The 19,278-nt window shown below is 42.2% G+C and carries 19 protein-coding genes; 8 read left to right on the top strand and 11 right to left on the bottom strand.

Going from position 1 to position 19,278, the window contains the following annotated elements; translation table 11 throughout:
* Positions 1-527: 527 nt before the first annotated feature.
* A complete protein-coding gene (locus ND16A_RS01745; protein WP_033079173.1) occupies positions 528-1,088 on the top strand; it encodes a gamma carbonic anhydrase family protein in 561 nt (186 codons plus the stop codon).
* Positions 1,089-1,114: 26 nt separating this feature from the next.
* Here the strand turns inward: ND16A_RS01745 and ND16A_RS01750 are convergent, their stop codons facing one another.
* From ND16A_RS01750 to ND16A_RS01760, 3 genes are all read right to left on the bottom strand, one after another.
* Complete coding sequence (locus tag ND16A_RS01750) at positions 1,115-1,330, bottom strand: hypothetical protein (RefSeq protein WP_033079172.1); 216 nt, start codon at positions 1,328-1,330, stop codon at positions 1,115-1,117.
* A 42-nt stretch (positions 1,331-1,372) separates the two neighbouring features.
* Positions 1,373-2,188, bottom strand: coding sequence for a shikimate dehydrogenase (aroE, locus tag ND16A_RS01755; protein WP_033079171.1), 816 nt, complete (start codon positions 2,186-2,188; stop codon positions 1,373-1,375).
* 153 nt (positions 2,189-2,341) lie between these two features.
* On the bottom strand, positions 2,342-3,022 hold the full coding sequence (locus tag ND16A_RS01760) for an OmpW/AlkL family protein (RefSeq protein ID WP_033079170.1): 681 nt from the start codon (positions 3,020-3,022) through the stop codon (positions 2,342-2,344).
* 117 nt (positions 3,023-3,139) lie between these two features.
* Here ND16A_RS01760 and ND16A_RS01765 point away from each other — a divergent pair, with 117 nt between their 5' ends.
* A complete protein-coding gene (locus tag ND16A_RS01765) occupies positions 3,140-4,972 on the top strand; it encodes a DUF3413 domain-containing protein (RefSeq protein ID WP_033079169.1) in 1,833 nt (610 codons plus the stop codon).
* A gap of 75 nt (positions 4,973-5,047) precedes the next feature.
* On the opposite strand, the gene hemF is transcribed toward ND16A_RS01765, so the two are convergent.
* From hemF to ND16A_RS01780, 3 genes are all read right to left on the bottom strand, one after another.
* A complete protein-coding gene (gene hemF / locus ND16A_RS01770) occupies positions 5,048-5,956 on the bottom strand; it encodes an oxygen-dependent coproporphyrinogen oxidase (protein ID WP_033079168.1) in 909 nt (302 codons plus the stop codon).
* Positions 5,953-6,537: an L-threonylcarbamoyladenylate synthase gene (locus tag ND16A_RS01775; protein ID WP_052073307.1), complete on the bottom strand. Its 585-nt coding sequence runs from the start codon at positions 6,535-6,537 to the stop codon at positions 5,953-5,955. Before ND16A_RS01775 ends, hemF begins: the two co-directional genes overlap by 4 nt.
* A 94-nt stretch (positions 6,538-6,631) precedes the next feature.
* Positions 6,632-8,278 (bottom strand): acyl-CoA synthetase, encoded by a 1,647-nt coding sequence (locus ND16A_RS01780; RefSeq protein WP_033079167.1) that lies wholly within the window; start codon positions 8,276-8,278, stop codon positions 6,632-6,634.
* 241 nt (positions 8,279-8,519) lie between these two features.
* Between ND16A_RS01780 and purE the strand changes: the two genes are divergently transcribed.
* A complete protein-coding gene (purE, locus tag ND16A_RS01785) occupies positions 8,520-9,002 on the top strand; it encodes a 5-(carboxyamino)imidazole ribonucleotide mutase (RefSeq protein ID WP_033079166.1) in 483 nt (160 codons plus the stop codon).
* Between the two features lie 5 nt (positions 9,003-9,007).
* A complete protein-coding gene (locus ND16A_RS01790) occupies positions 9,008-10,168 on the top strand; it encodes a 5-(carboxyamino)imidazole ribonucleotide synthase (RefSeq protein WP_033079165.1) in 1,161 nt (386 codons plus the stop codon).
* 111 nt (positions 10,169-10,279) lie between these two features.
* On the opposite strand, the gene ND16A_RS01795 is transcribed toward ND16A_RS01790, so the two are convergent.
* From ND16A_RS01795 to ND16A_RS01810, 4 genes are all read right to left on the bottom strand, one after another.
* Positions 10,280-10,837: a DNA topoisomerase family protein gene (locus ND16A_RS01795; protein ID WP_033079164.1), complete on the bottom strand. Its 558-nt coding sequence runs from the start codon at positions 10,835-10,837 to the stop codon at positions 10,280-10,282.
* A gap of 44 nt (positions 10,838-10,881) precedes the next feature.
* Positions 10,882-11,355: a DUF494 family protein gene (locus tag ND16A_RS01800; protein ID WP_033079163.1), complete on the bottom strand. Its 474-nt coding sequence runs from the start codon at positions 11,353-11,355 to the stop codon at positions 10,882-10,884.
* A 45-nt stretch (positions 11,356-11,400) separates the two neighbouring features.
* Entirely contained in the window at positions 11,401-12,519 is a 1,119-nt protein-coding gene (gene dprA / locus ND16A_RS01805; RefSeq protein WP_235282242.1) for a DNA-processing protein DprA, read from the bottom strand.
* A gap of 104 nt (positions 12,520-12,623) precedes the next feature.
* Complete coding sequence (locus ND16A_RS01810; protein WP_033079161.1) at positions 12,624-13,715, bottom strand: LysM peptidoglycan-binding domain-containing protein; 1,092 nt, start codon at positions 13,713-13,715, stop codon at positions 12,624-12,626.
* A gap of 151 nt (positions 13,716-13,866) precedes the next feature.
* Here ND16A_RS01810 and def point away from each other — a divergent pair, with 151 nt between their 5' ends.
* The 4 genes from def to trkA all read left to right on the top strand — a co-directional run bounded on the left by def (position 13,867) and on the right by trkA (position 18,155).
* Entirely contained in the window at positions 13,867-14,379 is a 513-nt protein-coding gene (gene def, locus ND16A_RS01815) for a peptide deformylase (RefSeq protein WP_033079160.1), read from the top strand.
* A gap of 29 nt (positions 14,380-14,408) precedes the next feature.
* Positions 14,409-15,401, top strand: coding sequence for a methionyl-tRNA formyltransferase (gene fmt / locus ND16A_RS01820; RefSeq protein WP_033079159.1), 993 nt, complete (start codon positions 14,409-14,411; stop codon positions 15,399-15,401).
* A complete protein-coding gene (gene rsmB, locus ND16A_RS01825) occupies positions 15,401-16,696 on the top strand; it encodes a 16S rRNA (cytosine(967)-C(5))-methyltransferase RsmB (RefSeq protein ID WP_033079158.1) in 1,296 nt (431 codons plus the stop codon). The genes fmt and rsmB overlap by 1 nt, the downstream gene beginning before the upstream one ends.
* Before the next feature lie 76 nt (positions 16,697-16,772).
* Entirely contained in the window at positions 16,773-18,155 is a 1,383-nt protein-coding gene (gene trkA, locus ND16A_RS01830; RefSeq protein WP_033079157.1) for a Trk system potassium transporter TrkA, read from the top strand.
* Positions 18,156-18,263: 108 nt separating this feature from the next.
* On the opposite strand, the gene ND16A_RS01835 is transcribed toward trkA, so the two are convergent.
* Positions 18,264-19,163, bottom strand: coding sequence for a transposase (locus tag ND16A_RS01835; RefSeq protein WP_268746324.1), 900 nt, complete (start codon positions 19,161-19,163; stop codon positions 18,264-18,266).
* Positions 19,164-19,278 lie beyond the last annotated feature (115 nt).

The following is a 19,278-nucleotide window of genomic DNA, read 5'->3' as shown; positions in this document are numbered from 1 at the left end:
ACACAAATTGCATGATAACTAATTGTTAAAGAATCATAAGTTGAAAACTTATGGAAAGAGTCAGTCGCATTCGCTGCTCTTTAGTACTGTAAGGCGCGCTGTGCTTGCCTTAAGTAGGATGCGCATTCTACGCATCTCAGTTTTGATGTCAACTACTTTTTGAAAAGTTTTTCAAAAGTTTTGTTGGAGTTAAATAAGCTTATTGGCTGACTTAACTTATCAAAACGCTTCGTTGGGATGTCCCTAGGAAGTGGATGCGCATTTTAGGGATTTTTGCGCTGCCGTCAACCCCTTTTTTAAAATTAATTGTATTTATTGGTTTATCGTATAGTTTATGCACAACCGTTACTGGATCTACACTGTTTGTAAATGGCATGAGCTGTTTTATTCAACCATTTGCTACATTTTTCAACTTTAACCACCGTTTATAAAACTTAGCCGTTTATTGAGCATTTATCGGCTCAGATATTTAGTTTCAGCTATATTTTAGATATTATGACGAAATAATTTGTGTGGAGACTTTATTTATGAATATTTCAAATATCCGGCCTTATCGGGGAATTAAACCCAATATTGGAGAAAAGGTTTATGTAGATGCCACAAGTGTGGTTATTGGTGATGTTACACTCGCTGACGATGTTAGTATCTGGCCATTAGTTGTTGTTAGAGGTGATGTAAACCATATTTCAATTGGTAAGGCTTCTAATATTCAAGATGGTAGTGTTTTGCATGTTACTCGTAAAAGCCAGGCAAATCCGGATGGAAACCCGTTGATTATCGGCGAACAGGTCACTGTTGGTCACAAAGTGATGTTACATGGTTGCACCTTAGGCTCAAGGATATTGGTTGGCATGGGCGCTATTGTGATGGATGGTGCTGTTGTTGGCAATGACATCATTATTGGTGCTGGTTCATTGGTTCCGCCAAATCAAAATCTTGAAGCGGGTTATTTATACGTTGGCAACCCAGTAAAACAAAGCCGAGCTCTTAAAAGCAATGAACTTGAGTTTTTAAAAGCGACCAACGCCAATTATGTTTTATTAAAGAATGAATATATTGAAGATACGGGCAATACCTATTCATTCTGATAACTATTACCATTTTGTATAATGCATTAGAGCCAAATTTCATTATGGCTATTTGGCTCTTCATCTTCTAAATAGTCTTCCACAAGCTCTTCAAAGTTTAATTTCATCGCCAGGGTTAGTACATTGTTATTAGCTTTAATATAAATTGTGATTCGATCGCCAGCAATAAGACCGGTAAAGCGCCACATCTGCTGATCTTGCAAAAATAAGTGGTCATCATTAAATAAAATTGCCTGGTTCATTTTAACCCTCTCAAAACAGATGTTTAATGCCAATGAATAACTTTATGCGCTTAACTGATTACGTATCGCTTGCATTATTGGTAATGGATCAGGATTTACTTTGCGCCATAAATAAAAGCTTTCTGCCGCTTGGCCAACCAACATACCTAACCCATCTATCACTTGCTTTGCCCCTTGTTGTTGGCACCAAATTAAGAATGGGCTGAGTTGTTTGCCATAGACCATGTCGTAGCAAACCGTGTGCGCGGTGATCGCATTGGCACTTAACGCGGGTAAATTTGCAGATAAACTTGCTGAAGTGGCATTAATGATAACATCGAAGCTATGTTTCTCTGTTTCAGCAAAATTTATCACCGTTAATCTCGGGTCGTCAAAGCGTTTTGCTAATTGTATTGCTTTTTCCGTAGTGCGGTTCACTATGATTAATTGCTCAGGGTTTTGTGCTAACAGTGGCAAAATAACACCTCTTGATGCACCGCCAGCGCCCATCAACAATACTTTCGTCCCTGCCAACACCACTTGTTGAGCGAGTAAATCATTCACTAAACCGACACCGTCGGTGTTATCTCCGGTGATGCCCTGCTTTGAAAAAGTTAATGTATTTACGGCGCCCGCAGCCTGAGCTCTACTGGATAGTTGATCACACATCTCCATAGCTTGTTCTTTAAAAGGCGCGGTTATATTGGCACCTTTACCCCCAGCAAGCTGGAAAGACTCAATGTCTTTTACAAAATCATCTACGTTAGATAAAAACTTATCATAATGCATCGATTGTTTCGTTTGCTCGGCAAACATTTGGTGAATTGCCGGAGATTTGGATTGAGCAATTGGGTTGCCAAAAACGAGATACTTATCCATAACGGTTACTAAAAAAGGATTTTGCCTAGATTAACCAATTAAAATATAGATTGGAATAAAAAACAGCCCGTAATAGTGAAACTATAACGGGCTGTTATATTTTTCTGCAAGTAGTAGAACAAAACCGATAGTTAACCGACTCGCCTGATGGCCTTAGAATTTGTAGCCTAGCATTAACGAGTAAACCATTGGGTCTACATCGACTTCGGCTTTACCAATACTGTCTCCAGCAACATCAAAAGTGGCATCTGTATTTATATCAATGTACCGAGCCGACGCATTAACATGCCATTTATCATTTATTTGATAATCTGCACCAATTTGCACAGCAAATCCAAATGAGCCATCCAATTCTAAATCACTAAGCCCTAAGCTTTCTGGACCTGATTTAAAATCTTCATCAAAAAAGATTGTGTAGTTAAGGCCGGCACCAAGATATGGTTTGAAGTTTGTCCCGGTATCAAAATAATAGAGCGCACTTAATGTCGGAGGTAATTGCGATACTTCACCTAAAGTCACTCCATCAACGCCTAAAACCGCATTAGGATCATGAATAGTAACTTCATGAGTAAAAGGTGTTGCCGCTAACAATTCAACAGCCCAATTACTGTCAAAAAAGTATACAAAATTAAGACCCAATTGGGTATTATCGTCAACACTAATGGACATGGTTGAATCAGCGCCTCCTAATAGGACTGCCGATTTACTGTCATCAGGGCTAACCATAGTAGCACCACCGCGGACAACAAAATCACCGGCTTGGTAAGATGAAGCTACGGCGGCGTTACTTGCTAACATTGATACGATAGCTAAACTGATTAAATTCTTTTTCATGGGATTTCCCTAGTATCTTTGTGGTTATTTTTTGGTGCAGTTTAACCATAAAGAAACTGTGGTCTTTGATGTAAATCAAAAAAAATATAAACGACTTGATAACATAAAACTATTTATATGAATTCAGAACTGACAAAAAATACCCATAGCTGGCTTAATCGATATTTATTATTGAATTTTATTTTCGCTTTACTGGTAGCATTACGATATTTAACGCCTAATCCATACCCGGCAACGATACTGTCTGGCGTGTTTTTATTGACTTACGCCATTGCCCATCTGGGGTTATTAACGTTGCTGCTTAGTAGTGCTTTGCATTTATTAACAAAAATAATTAGAAATGCTTTCGCGATAAGAGCAGTGGCCATCATTTTGGTATCACTCACCCTATCTTTATTACTGGCAGATACGTTTGTCTATCAACAATACCGCTTTCATTTCAATGGCATTGTCTTTGAATTAATGGTAGAAGGCGGTACGGAAATATTTAGTTTCTCATGGCAGTTGTGGGCGATGATCGCCATGATCATTATAACTTTCTTTGCCATACAAATATTTCTCAGTGAATTTCTCTGGCGCAAATATGCTCAGTTAACCTTCTCTATAAAACCAATTTTAAAAATTTGGGCGCTATTATTACTTACTGGCCACGGCATCCATACCTGGGCAGATGCGATGTTTGAAAAAAACATTACCCAGCAAGCTCGTTATTTGCCCATTTCGTTTCCGTTAACGGCAAAAAGTTTTATGGCAAAATTTGGTGTGGTAAATATCGAAGCGCAAAAACAGCAAGCGTTACTGAAACAAAAGAAAATAAAATCGGCGATCAACTACCCACTGCACACCCTGCAATGCCAGGCGCCGACACAGCCTAAAAACATCTTGCTGCTTACTTTAGATTCATGGCGCAGTGATATGATGGATGAGACAATGACGCCGAGCATTTATGATATTGCGAAAATGGGTAATCATTTTACCGAACACTACAGCGGCAGTAACAACACCCGCCACGGCATGTTCAGTTTATTTTATGCGATACCTGGTCATTATTGGCAACCGATACTGGATTTACAACGCAGCCCGGTAATGATGAATGTGTTAAAACAACAAGACTATCAAACCGGTATTTTTGCCAGTGCGAAACTTACCAGCCCTGAGTTTGATCAAACCTTGTTCAGTAATGTTGATAATTTAAGAACGCATTCGAAAGGCGATAAACCCTATCAACGGGATTTGGATATCACTAAAGATTTCATCGACTGGCACCGTAATAAAGACGATGACAAGCCATTCTTTGCTTTCATGCTTTATGATGCTGCCCATGGGTTTTCGATCCCGAAAGATTTTCAGCGTAAATATCAGCCTTCTCTCGATGACATTAACTATATGGCATTAAATGATGATTATGATGCTGAGCCATTTATCAACCTATATAAAAACTCTCTCCACTTTATCGATCAGCAGATCAAACGGGTCATTAGCCAGTTAGGTAACGATATTAATAACACCATTATCATTATCACCGGCGATCATGGCAAAGAGTTTAATGACAGCAACAAAGGATTCTGGGGACACAACAGTAATTATTCCCAATACCAAACGCGGGTACCATTAATTATCTACTGGCCAAATGCCGAGCAAGATTTTTATCAGGGCGAAACCAGTCACTACGACATTGCACCAACGGTGATGACCAATGCCTTAGGCTGTAGTAATGACAGTAAAGATTATAGTAGTGGCCAGTCGTTATTTAATAAACAGTCGCATGATTGGCTGTTGTTAGGTCGCGATGGCTATTATGCCATTAAAGATAAACAGCAATTAAATGAGTTGGACCGTTTAGGTAATTTCACTATTTTTGACCGCAACTATCAGGAGTTGCCGGATGCCAAACTAAATATGAAAAATGTGTTGGCGGCAATGGAAGAATTAAGACGCTTCAATAAATAACAGAAAACAAGCTCCCTTGCAGTTGCAAAGGGAGCTTTTACTTTTCAGTTTGTCGTGTACTTACACAGATTAGAATTATAGCCAGCTTTGTGGCTTTAAATAATGCTCATAGAGTTCAGCTTCCTGACTTCCCGCTTCAGGTTGGTAGTTATATTGCCAGCGAGCCAATGGCGGCATTGACATTAAAATTGACTCTGTACGGCCACCCGATTGCAAACCAAATAATGTGCCTCTGTCGAACACCAGGTTAAATTCCACGTAGCGACCGCGACGGTATAATTGAAACTGACGTTGCTGTTCAGTGAACGGAACATCTTTGCGTTTATTGATTATAGGTACGTATGCATCAATAAAGCCTTGACCAATAGCTTTAATGTAATCGAAACACTTATCAAAGCCCCAATCATTTAAATCATCAAAGAATAAACCGCCAACGCCACGGGTTTCATCCCGATGTTTCAAATAAAAATATTCATCACACCACTTTTTATGTTCATCGTAGACATTGTCACCAAATGGTTTGCATAAATCCGCGGCGGTTTGATGCCAATGGATGACGTCATCAATCACCGGATAAAATGGCGTTAAATCAAAGCCACCACCAAACCACCACACCGGCTCTTCGCCTTCTTTTTCGGCAATAAAGAATCTAACGTTGGCGTGCGAGGTCGGAATATGTGGATTTTTCGGGTGAATAACTAAAGACACACCACACGCTTGCCAAGTTCGACCGGCAAGTTCGGGCCTGTGGGCTGTAGCGGAAGGAGGTAACTTATCCCCGCTTACCCGTGAAAAATTAACACCACCTTGTTCAATCACAGTACCGTCAGTTAACACCCGAGTGCGGCCACCGCCACCTTCTTCGCGTTGCCAATTATCTTCGACAAATGTTGCACTGCCATCGGCTTGTTCCAAGGCATCACAAATTCTATCTTGTAACGATGTTAAAAAGTCGATGACTTGCTCGATATTTACTTGGTTCATGATCGGTATACATCTCCTGTAAGCGCATTGATAATGGTGGATGGTTGGCTATAACCTAAAGTTTGGCCTTTTATTAGAAAATCGATGTTAGCGCCCATATCCTGCTCTACCTGCTGCCAGGTTTGTGCTGGCTGTTGTCCTGAAAAATTGGCACTGGTTGAGACAATCGGCTTATTTAAGGCATTGCATAAAGTCACCACATCGGGCTGGCTAGTGACTCGAACGGCAATGGTATCAAACTTACCGGTAAGATATTTTGCAATCGCTTTATTCGCCGGCATCACCTGAGTAACACCATCAGGCCAACGCGACAACACGGCAAATCGTTTGTCTTGCGAAATACACTGATCATCGACATAGGGTAATAATTGCGAATAGTTAGCGGCAAGTAAAATTAGCCCTTTCTCCACCGGTCGCTGTTTGAGTGCTAATAGTTTGTTAACGGCGGCTTGATTATCGGGATCGCAGCCTAAACCAAAAACGGCTTCAGTGGGATAAGCAATGATACCACCTTGCTGGTATGCCTCAATCGCAGAGGAGAAATTGCTGGTCGAAGTTGAATGGTGCTGTTCTACAGTCATAAAATGAATAGGCTAGCTATAAAAATGCGGTCATTATAGCTGCTTTAGGCGATGACCGCATTTAATAGTTTTACAGCAATTTTTACTCTCGCTGCTAAAGAGCTTCAGCCTCTTGCTCAAACAGGTTCTTTACTTTTTCTCTTAAAATAAATTTTTGAATTTTACCGGTTGACGTTTTTGGTAAGTCGGCAAAGACTATGGTTTTTGGGCATTTAAAAGAAGCCATATTGCTTTTACAAAAAGCTATAATCTCACTTTGGGTGGCCTGTTCGCCGGGTTTTAAGGACACAAACGCACATGGGGTTTCGCCCCAGGTATCATCTTTGCGGGCGACAACGGCCGCCTCCATAATGGCCGGGTGTCGATAAAGAACGCCTTCAACCTCCACCGACGATATATTTTCACCTCCCGAGATAATAATATCTTTGGAGCGATCGCGTATTTCCAAATAACCGTCGGGATGCTTCACCGCCAAATCACCGGAATGAAACCAGCCACCTTTGAATGCTTCCTCAGTGGCTGTTGGGTTCTTTAAATAGCCTTTCATTGTGGTATTGCCACGAAACATTATCTCACCAATGGTTTCGGCATCACTTGGCACCGGCTGCATGGTTTCCGGGTCAAGCACATCGACATCTTCTTGAGTAGGATAGCGAATGCCTTGTCGGGCTTTCAATGCCGCCCGCTCATCCGCACTTAACTTATCCCATTCATGTTTCCACGAACTGGCCACACAAGGGCCGTACACTTCGGTTAAGCCATAGGTTTGAGTGATATCAAAACCCAATTTTTCCATGCCCTTTATCACTGCAGCCGGCGGTGGCGCGCCTGCGGTCATCGCTTTTATATTCGAATTGAGTTTACTGGTGAGCTCATCGGGACCATTGAGGATCATATTCAGTACTATCGGTGCACCACACATATGAGTCACCTTATGTTCACCAATAGCGTTGATGATCGCCGTCACTTCGACTTGCCGCAAGCAGACATGAGTCGCCGCCATTGCGGTCACGGTCCAGGGGAAGCACCAGCCATTACAATGAAACATCGGCAGTGTCCATAAGTACACCGAGTTTTCATCCAATGGCCAAATCATATTATTGCCCAAGGCATTTAAATAGGCACCCCGGTGTGAATATACCACGCCTTTCGGGTTGCCGGTTGTGCCGGAAGTATAATTGAGAGCCATCGCCTGCCACTCATCTTCCACCATCGCCGGTACGAATTCGGCATCACCCTCGGCGAGTAGCTGTTGATATTCTATTTCACCTATGCCCTCGCCTCCCTGACATTGAGGATCATCAATATCAATGATCAGCGGATTTCTGCTGGATAAGGCCACCGCTTTTTTCATCACTTTAGCATACGCAGTGTCGGTTAATAGCACATCACATTCGGCATGATCGAGAATGAAAGCAAGATTATCGGCATCGAGACGGGTGTTTAATGAATTAAGTACCGCTCCCAGCATGGGCACGGCAAAGTGAGCATCGAGAAATGCGGGGATATTGGCGGCCATGATCGACACCGTGGTGCCTTTCCTGACTCCCCGTTGTTGTAGGGCCGAGGCTAAGCGTTTTACATTTTGCTGATACTCGAAATATGTGTATCTGTCGCTGCCGTGAATAATCGCGGTTTTCTCCGGATATAACTCGGCGGTACGTTTAAGGAAGTTGACCGGACTTAATGCTTGCTGGTTGGCAGCCACTTGCGCAAGTCCATTTGTATATTTGTCTGACATAACATTACCTATTTAGCAAAAGTGATTAGTAACATAATTATGCGATCCGCTGCCAAAATATCAATTCAACCTTAGTATTAGAAAACTCGTTACTTGCATTGGCAATGCTGATGGGCGATTCAAAATAAATTCAATGAGAAAATTTGGGGATTTGTTTAAACAAAGGTATAATGCGTGCTTATTTTTTGAGCCCTAGGCTCGACACTTGTACCCATTTATTACAACCCAAAGGTATTCTTTAATGACTGTAGGTATCATTATGGGGTCAAAATCAGATTGGCCAACCATGCAACATGCGGCAGAAATGCTGGATTCATTAAACGTTCCATATGAAACCAAAGTTGTTTCAGCACATCGTACTCCGCATTTGTTAGCAGAATATTCTGAAGCTGCAAAAGAGCGCGGCATTAAGGTGATTATTGCCGGTGCCGGTGGTGCAGCGCATTTACCAGGTATGTGTGCCGCTTATACCAGCTTGCCGGTATTAGGCGTGCCGGTACAATCAAAAGCTTTAAGTGGTCAGGACTCGTTATTATCGATTGTGCAAATGCCAAAAGGTATTGCTGTAGGTACTCTGGCTATTGGTACCGCAGGTGCTGCCAATGCGGGTTTGTTAGCGGCTCAGATATTAGGTACCTTTGATGAGAGCATCATGGCCAATATTGAAGCGTTTAGAAAAACGCAAACCGAAAACATCCTGAATAATCCTAACCCGGCAGAATAAACGTTATGACAAAGGTACTTGTGCTTGGCGCTGGTCAATTGGCGCGAATGATGGATTTAGCGGGTTCTCCGCTTAACCTCGATATTACCGCATTTGATCCAAGAACAAATAATGTAGTACACCCAATAGCCAATGAATATACATTGGGTAGCCTTGAACAAGGTATCAACAACGCGGATGTGATTACTGCAGAGTTCGAACATTTGGCTCATGATGTATTAGAGCAATGCCAGGCATCGGGTAAATTACTGCCTAGCAGCAAGGCGATCAAAATAGGCGGTGATCGTCGTCTGGAAAAAGACTTGCTTGAGTCTTGCCATGTGGCTAACGCGAAGCATAAAATCATCGCAAATTACGATGACTTTACGGCAGCCTTAGGCGAGTTATCTTTACCGATAATCTTCAAAAGTGCATTAGAGGGTTATGACGGCAAGGGTCAATGGCGCTTAAAATCTATGGCACAAGCCGAGACCATTTGGTCAGAGATGGAGGAATTCATCAAACAGGCTAAAACCTCTGTACCGCAAGCGATTGTGGCAGAACAGATGGTACCATTTGATCGCGAAGTATCGATTGTCGGCGCCCGTAACAGTAAAGGTGAAGTAGCCGTTTACCCGATTACTGAAAATCATCACACCGATGGTGTCTTGAGTGTTTCTTTGGCCTTACCTGTTGAAGATGCCCTGCAGCAACAAGCTTTTGAAGTCTTTAGCAAGTTAACTCAGGCATTAGATTACGTCGGTATTTTAGCCATTGAGTTCTTTCAGGTTGGAGACTCGCTATTAGTGAATGAAATTGCACCACGAGTGCATAACTCAGGCCACTGGACACAACAAGGTGCCGATACTTGCCAATTTGAAAACCACTTACGAGCAATCTGCAATATGCCTTTAGGCAATACTGAGTTAATTCGGCCGACAGCCATGGTTAACATCTTAGGGGAAGATTCTGTGCCTGAAGCTATTCTGGCAATTGCTGGGGTGTCTATTCACTGGTATGGAAAAGAAAAGCGTGCCGGTCGTAAAATGGGCCACATCAATGTAAGCGGCAACAATGGAATCGAGCTTGCGACTAAGTTGGGGCAACTAGGTGAAATTTTAGATACTGGTGCTTATCCTGATTTAGCTGAATTTGCCGCTAAATTAACGCGAAAAGTAAGCGCATAGAGATTGCGCAATCATCACCGCTTACAATATTAACAAGAGGCGCATTAGCGCCTCTTTTTGCTTTGGCGTCTTTTTTTGCTTTAACGCCTGTTTTGGCTATCGCAAGTTACGCTATTTTTGAATATGAGCACATTTCTTATCCGCACATTGCAAGATATCGCCTGCAGCCATGGTGCGAGCCAATAACAATTCAAAGCCACATTGTTGACAACTACCGGCAACGGGATGGTGATTGACGGCAAACTTGCATTTCGGGTAATTATCACAAGCGTAAAAGGTTTTGCCGTAGCGGCTTTGTTTTTCGGCTAAGTGACCTTTTTTACATTTCGGGCACACGACATCTTGGTAAACTTCACTTTGTTCTTGCTCAATATGGTCGCAATCTGGAAAGTTAGTACATCCGATAAACAAACCGTAACGACCCTGTTTAACGGCCAGTTCATGTGCACATTTCGGGCATTGGCTACCGGCAAGAATTTGTGTTTCAAATTTTTCCTGTTCGACCACAGGACGAGTGTAATGACAGTTGGGATAGCTAACACAACCAATAAATGCTCCGGCTTTGGAGTTTTTTATGGCAAGCTCACTGCCACACTCGGGGCAAACTTCATAAGCTTTTTCCAGGGCGTGTTCGTGTTGAGAAAATAACGGTTTGGTATCTTTAGTCATAATAACTCCATTGCGTGAGTTATTATGACATAAAGCTGGGTAAATTAATGCAACGGTCCGTCACATTCGTCGAAGATTAAATCTTCCATTTGCGAATACGCCGACTCTTTGCCTGGCACATTAAACAGCACCATTAATACCACCCACTTTAAATCATCAATATTAAAGTCGTTGGTATCAAGCTCCATCACTCTATCGATAACCATTTCACGGGTGGTAAAATCGAGGACGTTTACTTGCTCAAGAAACATCAGAAAACCCCGGCTTTCCACATCAAGGAATTTTGTTTCTTCTGGCGTGTAAATACGTACCGAGATCCCGGGTCTGCGGGTTAAATATGGGTAAGCATCGGTGTTTTGTAATGCTGCCAATTTTTCCAGCCACGATAAGGCTTTGTAAATCTCGTCCTGATGAAAACCCGCACGAGTTAATTCATCGGTAAGAATATCGTGATCTACCATGACTTCGGCTTCACTATGGATATAGTTTTCAAAAAGATACATAAGTATATCGAACATGACCATCCCCTTTAAGTGATTGAACCTGATATAAATATTATTATTTCAGTTCATTTTGATATAGCCTCCTGGTACCGCAGTTACCAGACCTCTAAGCTCTAGCGCCATCAATCGGGTTAAGACCTCCTCTGTGGGAAGATTACTCCGAGAAACTACTATATCTACGGAAGTAGCTTCATAATCCACACTACTTAACAATGGGTCGATAAACAAGCTTTGTTGGTTAGTTTTTTCAACTTTTTTATTCGATTTTGGCGAATTACTTCTATACAGACCAGCAAAATTGGGAAAATCTAACAAAGATAAAATATCAGAAGGCTGATCAACTAAAGCTGCTCCTTGCTTTATCAAGCTATGGCAGCCTTTGCTTTGCGGGTTATTAATCGCTCCCGGCATGGCAAAAACCTCTCTATTTTGCTCTAACGCCATTCTTGCGGAAATGAGCGAGCCACTCTTTAACTGTGCCTCAACCACAAACACCGCAAAACTCATGCCGGTAATGATCCGATTGCGCTTAGGGAAGCAACCAGGCTTGGGTTTAGTGCCAGGTAAATATTCACTGATAATGGCACCGCCATTGGCGAGAATATCAATGGCGAGTGCTTTATTTCGCGCCGGATAAACAATATCTAAACCGGTACCAACAACCGCTATGGTATATCGCTTAGCATTTAATGCGCCTCTGTGCGCGGCCGCATCGATGCCCAGAGCCAAACCCGAGGTAATTACCATACTTTGTGAAAGTTGCATAGCAAACGTTTTTGCATGCTCTCTTGCCGATATTGTGGCACTGCGAGAACCAACAATAGCCAGTTGTGGTTGATTTAATAAAGCTAAATTACCTTGGCCAAATAACAACACCGGCGGGTTTGCCGTTTCTTTTAATAACGCCGGATAATTATCATCATCAAAGCCGACAATGGTTATTTTATCAGCATGACACCGTTGAATGGTGGATTCTATGCTGGCGTAGTCAGGCGAGAGTATTGCTGTAACTTGATTGCCGTTTAGACCTAGCGCTGACAATGCCGATGATGACAAGTCAAATAAGCCCGACAGACCATATTGGTTCACCAGGTTAATTTTGATATTGCTGGCTAGCCTTGGGATCCGTTTTATCGCTAACCAGTAATGCAGTCGTGTTTTTAGTTGTGTTGACATCATTCTTTTCCTTAAGAAAATGCCCTGATTGAGTTATTGTTACTTTTTACCAATCTTCATAAGTGCTGAGTCAACTATATGCTTATGCTGACAGGTATCTTCCCTCATTACGGGGCGGTTACAAAATCTTCTATTTGAACTGACTTGCGGGTAGACAGTACTATCGCAAAGCTGGTTTTTTCCATGACTTTAAACACCATTAAATGGCCAATATTTTCTGTTGGCATGGTAATACTGTTTTCACTGGAGTTGGTGAATCGATACCAGCTAGGTGCATCATCTTCGTATACGGGGCCATCTGCAGTTACAATTACCCCCGGGCTTTTACGATTAATGGCGTACACTTCACCCATTTTTAAATTGGTATTTGCGCCCTTATTCAGTAACACAATTTCAAATTTACCAAACTCGCGGGTCAAATTATAAGAACCGATCATACGCGCGTGCAACTCTTTATTCTGCACTCTTTGCATCGCATAAAAGGCTGGCAACAACTGCCCTTCATTCACGGCAACGACGATATCACCAGCTCTCACTTCGCGTTTTGAATTCTCTAAAAACATTGCTGATGGCTGTTTATTTTTGGCATCTCCCTTGCGTAAGCCTTTTGCAGTGCCAACCAATATCGCCTGATAACCTAAGTGTTCACCCGACTCAGGATCTATTATTTCATCGCCTTGATGATAAATGGCATAATTTTGTCCTGCCACTAAATCCCCTTTTACGTAAATTATGGCGCCTTCCATATTCGATTTATATTTTTCATCACCACCTAATATGTATGGCGAATTATCGATATTGTGCTCAGTTAATATCGTAGAATAATTTAAATAAGGCGCTAACAGTTCTAATGGCAATATGGTGATCGGATTTTGATCTTTTAACTGCTTTCTCGTACTTGGTGACCATGTTAATTCTGGTTTACCTTTTACCAGCATCGGCTGGCCTTGGTCATCATAGACCAAGCGTAATTCATCGCCAGGATAAATAAGGTGAGGATTATTAATTTCAGGATTTAGTCGCCATAGTTTCGGCCATAACCATGGTTCATTGAGAAACAAGCCTGAAATATCCCAAAGCGTATCGCCTTTTTGTACAATATAGGATTTCGGAGCATCTTCTTTAATTTCCAACTCGTCGGCCAATAGTTGGAGTGAGGTAAACAGACAAAATATAGTTATTAGTATTTTATTCAGCATGCTTTTTGGTCCATTTAGAGCAATTATTTATCTCTTGCAGGCATAATATTCTGCTTGCTGAGTATAAACCGCTATTATTCATATAAAATAATGGCTAAAATTAAAACATAACACTCAATCTCAATTATCGCTAATTGTTTTGCAAAAAATTATGACTATATTAAATGTACTACGCTTCCCAGATGAGCGCCTAAGAACCGTTGCTGTTGATGTAACGGAAGTCACTGATGACACTAAAAAAATTATCGACGACATGTTTGAAACCATGTACGAAGAAAACGGTGTTGGCCTTGCGGCGACACAAGTTAACATTCATCAACGCATTGTGGTGATGGATACCAGCGACGATAAATCTGAACCGATCGTATTGATTAATCCGGTGATCACTGAAAAAAGTGGCGAATTGATGATCAATGAAGAAGGTTGCTTATCGGTACCTGGACAATACGCAAAAGTGGAACGAAACACCCAAGTTACAGTAACAGCATTAGATAAACACGGCGAACAATTCAGCTTAGATGCAGAAGAGTTACTGGCCATTTGTATTCAGCACGAAATAGATCATTTAAACGGTGTGTTGTTTATTGATTATTTATCGCCATTAAAGCGTCAGCGCATTAAAGCCAAGCTTGAAAAAGCCGCTCGCTTAGACGCAAAAGCATAACTCCAAAAAATAGCAATAGGTATACCCACTTGTCTACACCTCTCAATATAATTTTTGCTGGTACGCCAGATTTTGCCGCCAAGCATTTGCAAGCACTAATTAGCTCTCAGCATAATATTAAAGCGGTATATTGTCCTCCTGATAAACCTGCTGGACGCGGTAAGAAGCTGCAAGCTTGTGCCGTTAAACAACTGGCGTTAGCCCATGATATCGCCATTGAACAACCGACTAATTTCAAAACTGAACAGGCACAACAAACGCTGGCCCGTTATCAAGCAGATGTCATGGTAGTGGTCGCCTATGGTTTGTTGTTACCGCAAGTGATTCTAGACACTCCGCGCTTAGGCTGTGTCAATGTTCACGGTTCGTTATTGCCCCGTTGGCGTGGCGCGGCTCCGATTCAACGTTCTTTGCAAATGGGCGATTGTGAAACTGGCGTTACCATCATGCAAATGGACAAGGGCTTAGACACTGGCGCGATGTTATTCAAAGCAAGTTGCCCTATTACCAATACCGATACTTCAGCCAGTCTTTACCAAAAGCTGGCCGAGCTTGGTCCGCAAGCATTATTAAATACGATGGAGCAAATGTCAGCCGGTACTCATCACGCCGAGCCGCAAGACAATACTTTAGCCAATTACGCTGATAAATTAACGAAAGACGAAGCAGAGTTAGATTTCTCATTAGCCGCTGACGTTCTCGATAGAAAAATTAGAGCTTTTCAACCCTGGCCGTTCACTCAAATTACCTATAACGACAATGGCAAAGAGCATCGCATCAAGGTTTGGCAGGTCGAGGTTATCAGTGAGGCAGCCCCAATGGCAGCAGGCTTCATTACCGCTGTTGATAAATCAGGTATCTGTGTCGCGACCGGTAACGGTCAATTAAAGTTCACCTGCTTACAACTGCCAGGCAAAAAGGCGCTAGCCGTTAGCGATATTTTAAATGGTCGTGCTGACTGGTTTAAGGTTGGCTCACACATTTGCGGCAGCTCGATTAACAGCCCAGTGGATAACGCCTAATGAGTAAAAACGTACGCGCCCTCGCCGCTCGCTGTTTATATGCGGTGGTAGACAATGGTCGCTCGTTATCGGAAGAATTGCCGAAACAGCAGCAACTCATTGAATCCGGCAAAGACAAAGGATTATTGCAAGAGCTTTGTTATGGCGTATTACGTTATTTACCAGAACTTGAGCAACATGTACGTCGCTTTGTGAAAAAGCCGCTTACCGGCAAACAACGGGTGTTTCACTTTTTAATGATGGTAGGTATTTACCAAATCAAATTTACCCGAATTCCGGATCACGCCGCCGTAGCGGAAACGGTTGCTGCCACCGCGATATTGAAAAATAAACATTTAAAAGGCATGGTGAATGCGGTATTACGCAGTTATCAACGTGAACCTGAATTAGAAAATCCAGAGTCATTACCTGATCCGGTGCGCTTTAACCACCCTGGCTGGTTTATTAACAAAATCAAAGCTGGCTACCCCGAGCAGTGGCAACAGATATTGCAGCAAAACCTTGAACGTCCACCGATGTGGTTGCGGGTGAATCAACAAAAAACCAGTGTTGAAGATTATTTAAACTTGTTGGCAGAGCAAGATATCGCAGTAAAGCAGGTAGCAGAGTTTAGCCAGGCGATTTTATTAGAGCAAGCTGTTGATGTCACTAAGTTACCCAACTTTGCCGAGGGTTGGGTCTCAGTGCAAGATGGTGCAGCACAAATGGCGGCACCACTGTTGCAGGCACAAACCAATGACAATGTACTGGACTGTTGTGCCGCACCAGGCGGTAAAACCTGTCATATCCTTGAGCTTTGCCCTGAGATCAACGCGATGACCGCAATTGATGTCGAGCAATCGAGACTGGTTAGGGTTGAAGAAAATTTGGCGCGTTTAGGTCTGCAGGCAAAAGTGATTGCTGGCGATGCGGCAAACCCGGAGAGTTGGTTTGACGGCAACTTGTTTGATCGTATTTTACTCGATGCCCCTTGTTCCGGCACAGGTGTGATCAGAAAAAATCCAGATATCAAATGGTTAAGACGTGCTACTGACATAGATGCACTGGTAATTTTACAACAACAAATAATGAACTCGATATGGCAACTATTAAAACCTGGTGGCACTATGATTTATGCCACTTGTTCAATATTGCCGGAAGAAAACAAGCAGCAAATTGCAAAGTTTCTGGCGAGTACCGCGGATGCCCAGTTAGAATCGATAACTGTTGCAGGCGAAAGTGACGATTGGCAAATACTCCCCGGAGAAAACTCGATGGATGGTTTTTATTATGCCAAACTCAGCAAAAAGTGCTAAGTTGTTAACATAAAACGGTTAATACCAATCCGTATAATTAAAACAATAAGTTTGAGCAGAAGTAGTAACAAGACAAATGAAAATAATCATTTTAGGCGCAGGACAAGTAGGTGGCACACTGGCTGAAGATCTGGTTGGTGAACAAAATGACATCACAGTTATTGATGTGAATCCTGAAAAGTTGCATGAGCTACAAGACAAAATGGACTTACAAGTGGTAACCGGCCAAGGCAGTCATCCTGATGTTCTGGCGAAAGCCGGTGCTGAAGACGCCGATATGCTGATTGCCGTGACCAGCGATGATGCAACCAACATGCTGTCGTGTCAAATCGCCTTTTCTATTTTTAGTACTCCGGTTAAAATTGCCCGTATCCGTTCAGAGCAAATTTTAAAGCATAAAAAAAAGCTGTTCCATAACCAAGACATTCCGGTCGATCACATCATCGCGCCAGAACAGCTGGTAACCAAAGACATAGCCCGTTTAATTGATTATCCCGGGGCGTTACAAGTAAGAGAATTTGCCGGCGGCAAAGTCTCATTGGTCGGTATTAAAGCCTACTATGGCGGCCTGCTGGTTGGTCATGCCCTGTCAACATTGCGCGATCACATTCCAAATATTGATACTCGAGTGGCGGCAATTTATCGTAAAGGTAAACCTATCAGGCCATTGGGTACCACAGTAATTGAAGCCGATGATGAGGTATTTTTCATCGCCGCTACTCGCCATATACGAGCCGTAATGAGCGAGTTACAAAAACTGGAAAAAGCCTATAAACGTATTATGATTGCCGGTGGTGGCCATATTGGTTCCGGTTTGGCCAGAATTCTTGAAAAAAATCATCAAGTGAAAATTATAGAGCACAATCCCAAACGGGCAGAACAGTTATCCAATGAATTAAACAATACCTTAGTGTTTGTTGGTGACTCCTCAGATAAGGAATTACTGGTTGAAGAGCATATCGATCAGATTGATGCGTTTATTGCCGTCACTAATGACGATGAAGCAAACATCATGTCTTCCATGGTGGCAAAAAGTTGTGGCGCCAGAAAAACCATCGCGCTGATCCAACGCAATGAATACCACGATATCGTGCACGGTAATATTTTAGATTTGGATATTGCCGTATCGCCGCAGCAAGCGACAATTTCAGCGTTACTCACCCATGTCCGTAAAGGCGGAATTGTCAACGCCTACAGTTTACGTCGTGGCGCCGCTGAAGCCGTAGAAATAGTGGCGCATGGTGATGAACAATCATCAAAGGTTATTGGCCGTGAAATTCAAGACATTAAATTACCACCGGGTGCGACCATTGGTGCCATTGTGCGTGGTGAAGAAGTATTGATTGCCCATTCGACTACCGTTATTCAAACAGACGATCATGTAATTTTATTCCTGGTAAATAAAAAATACATCCATCAAGTAGAGAAATTGTTTGCGGTGAGCGCCATTTTCTTTTAGTGATAGCCCGCCAACCGCTTATCTAACTTAAGCACGCTTCAACCGTATGAGGTCCCTGATGTCGCTTAAACTCCTCAGGGATGCCTGTTATAAGCTTTTGTCAAATATTTAAGCTGAAAACGCGATGTTTGGATCATATTTTTTATGATTAACCATTATCTGATATGCGATTCTCAATATCTTCTTAGCGAGAATACACAGGGCTGCAATGTAGCTTCGTCCATTATTTCTTAGTTGCTCATAATAAGCTCTGAAATGATCATCATGTTGCATTGCCCCCCAAGCAGCATTGAACAGTCTCTTGCGCAAATAGCTATTGCCTCTTTTAGTTAATTTTCCTTTCCCTTTCCAAGTGCCACTTTGGCGAATGCTTACATCATAGCCAACATATGCAACCCACGAGTTTGCATTTTTTACACCGGTATCAAATTGACTGATCAATGAAGCCGTAATTTCAGATACTCCTGGAATTTCTTGTATCTCACTTATCACTTTTTCATTCTCTGCCAATGTACAAATAAGCCGTTCAAGCTCTCCAATCATACGCTTCTTTATCTTTTTCAACTTGCCTAATGTCTCAGCAAGTTCCTGTTGAACATCGCTCTCTTTGAATTCTAGGCCTTCATAAGTACTTAGGTACATATTTACACTGCTCTGCAACCTTTGAATGAACTTTTCAAGAGATGATAACTGACCAATTTTCAACCTAATCAATATGTTACTATCATCTAACGTGGTTGGATTTGGTAAGTTTTTCTCCGTAATACACATGGTCGCTAATGTTTCGGCATCGGCAGGATCGGTTTTAACCTTGCGAATATTGGCTTTACTGTGTTTGCTCGACAGAAGCGGGTTAATAACAATTAAGTTGAGTTCATATTTTGAAAATATTGATACGAGTTTCAAGTGGTAATGGCCAGTAGATTCACAAATCACCTTACCTTTATAGTTTGCTTGTACGAGCTTTTGAGCCATTGAATCAATAGACTCAAGACTTGACCTGGTCAACCAAATTCAGTCACCCCAGTTAAGCAACCATATCTAAATTGTTTATCATCGCTTCAAAGTTATTTGGACTTTGGTAATCCAGATAAGAATGTAGGCGACGACTGTTGTACCACAT

It is taken from the genome of Thalassotalea sp. ND16A (assembly GCF_000764205.1).
Taxonomy (GTDB): Bacteria; Pseudomonadota; Gammaproteobacteria; order Enterobacterales; family Alteromonadaceae; genus Thalassotalea_A.
Note: the sequence above shows the minus strand (reverse complement) of the source record. Positions and strands in the feature narration are given on the sequence as shown.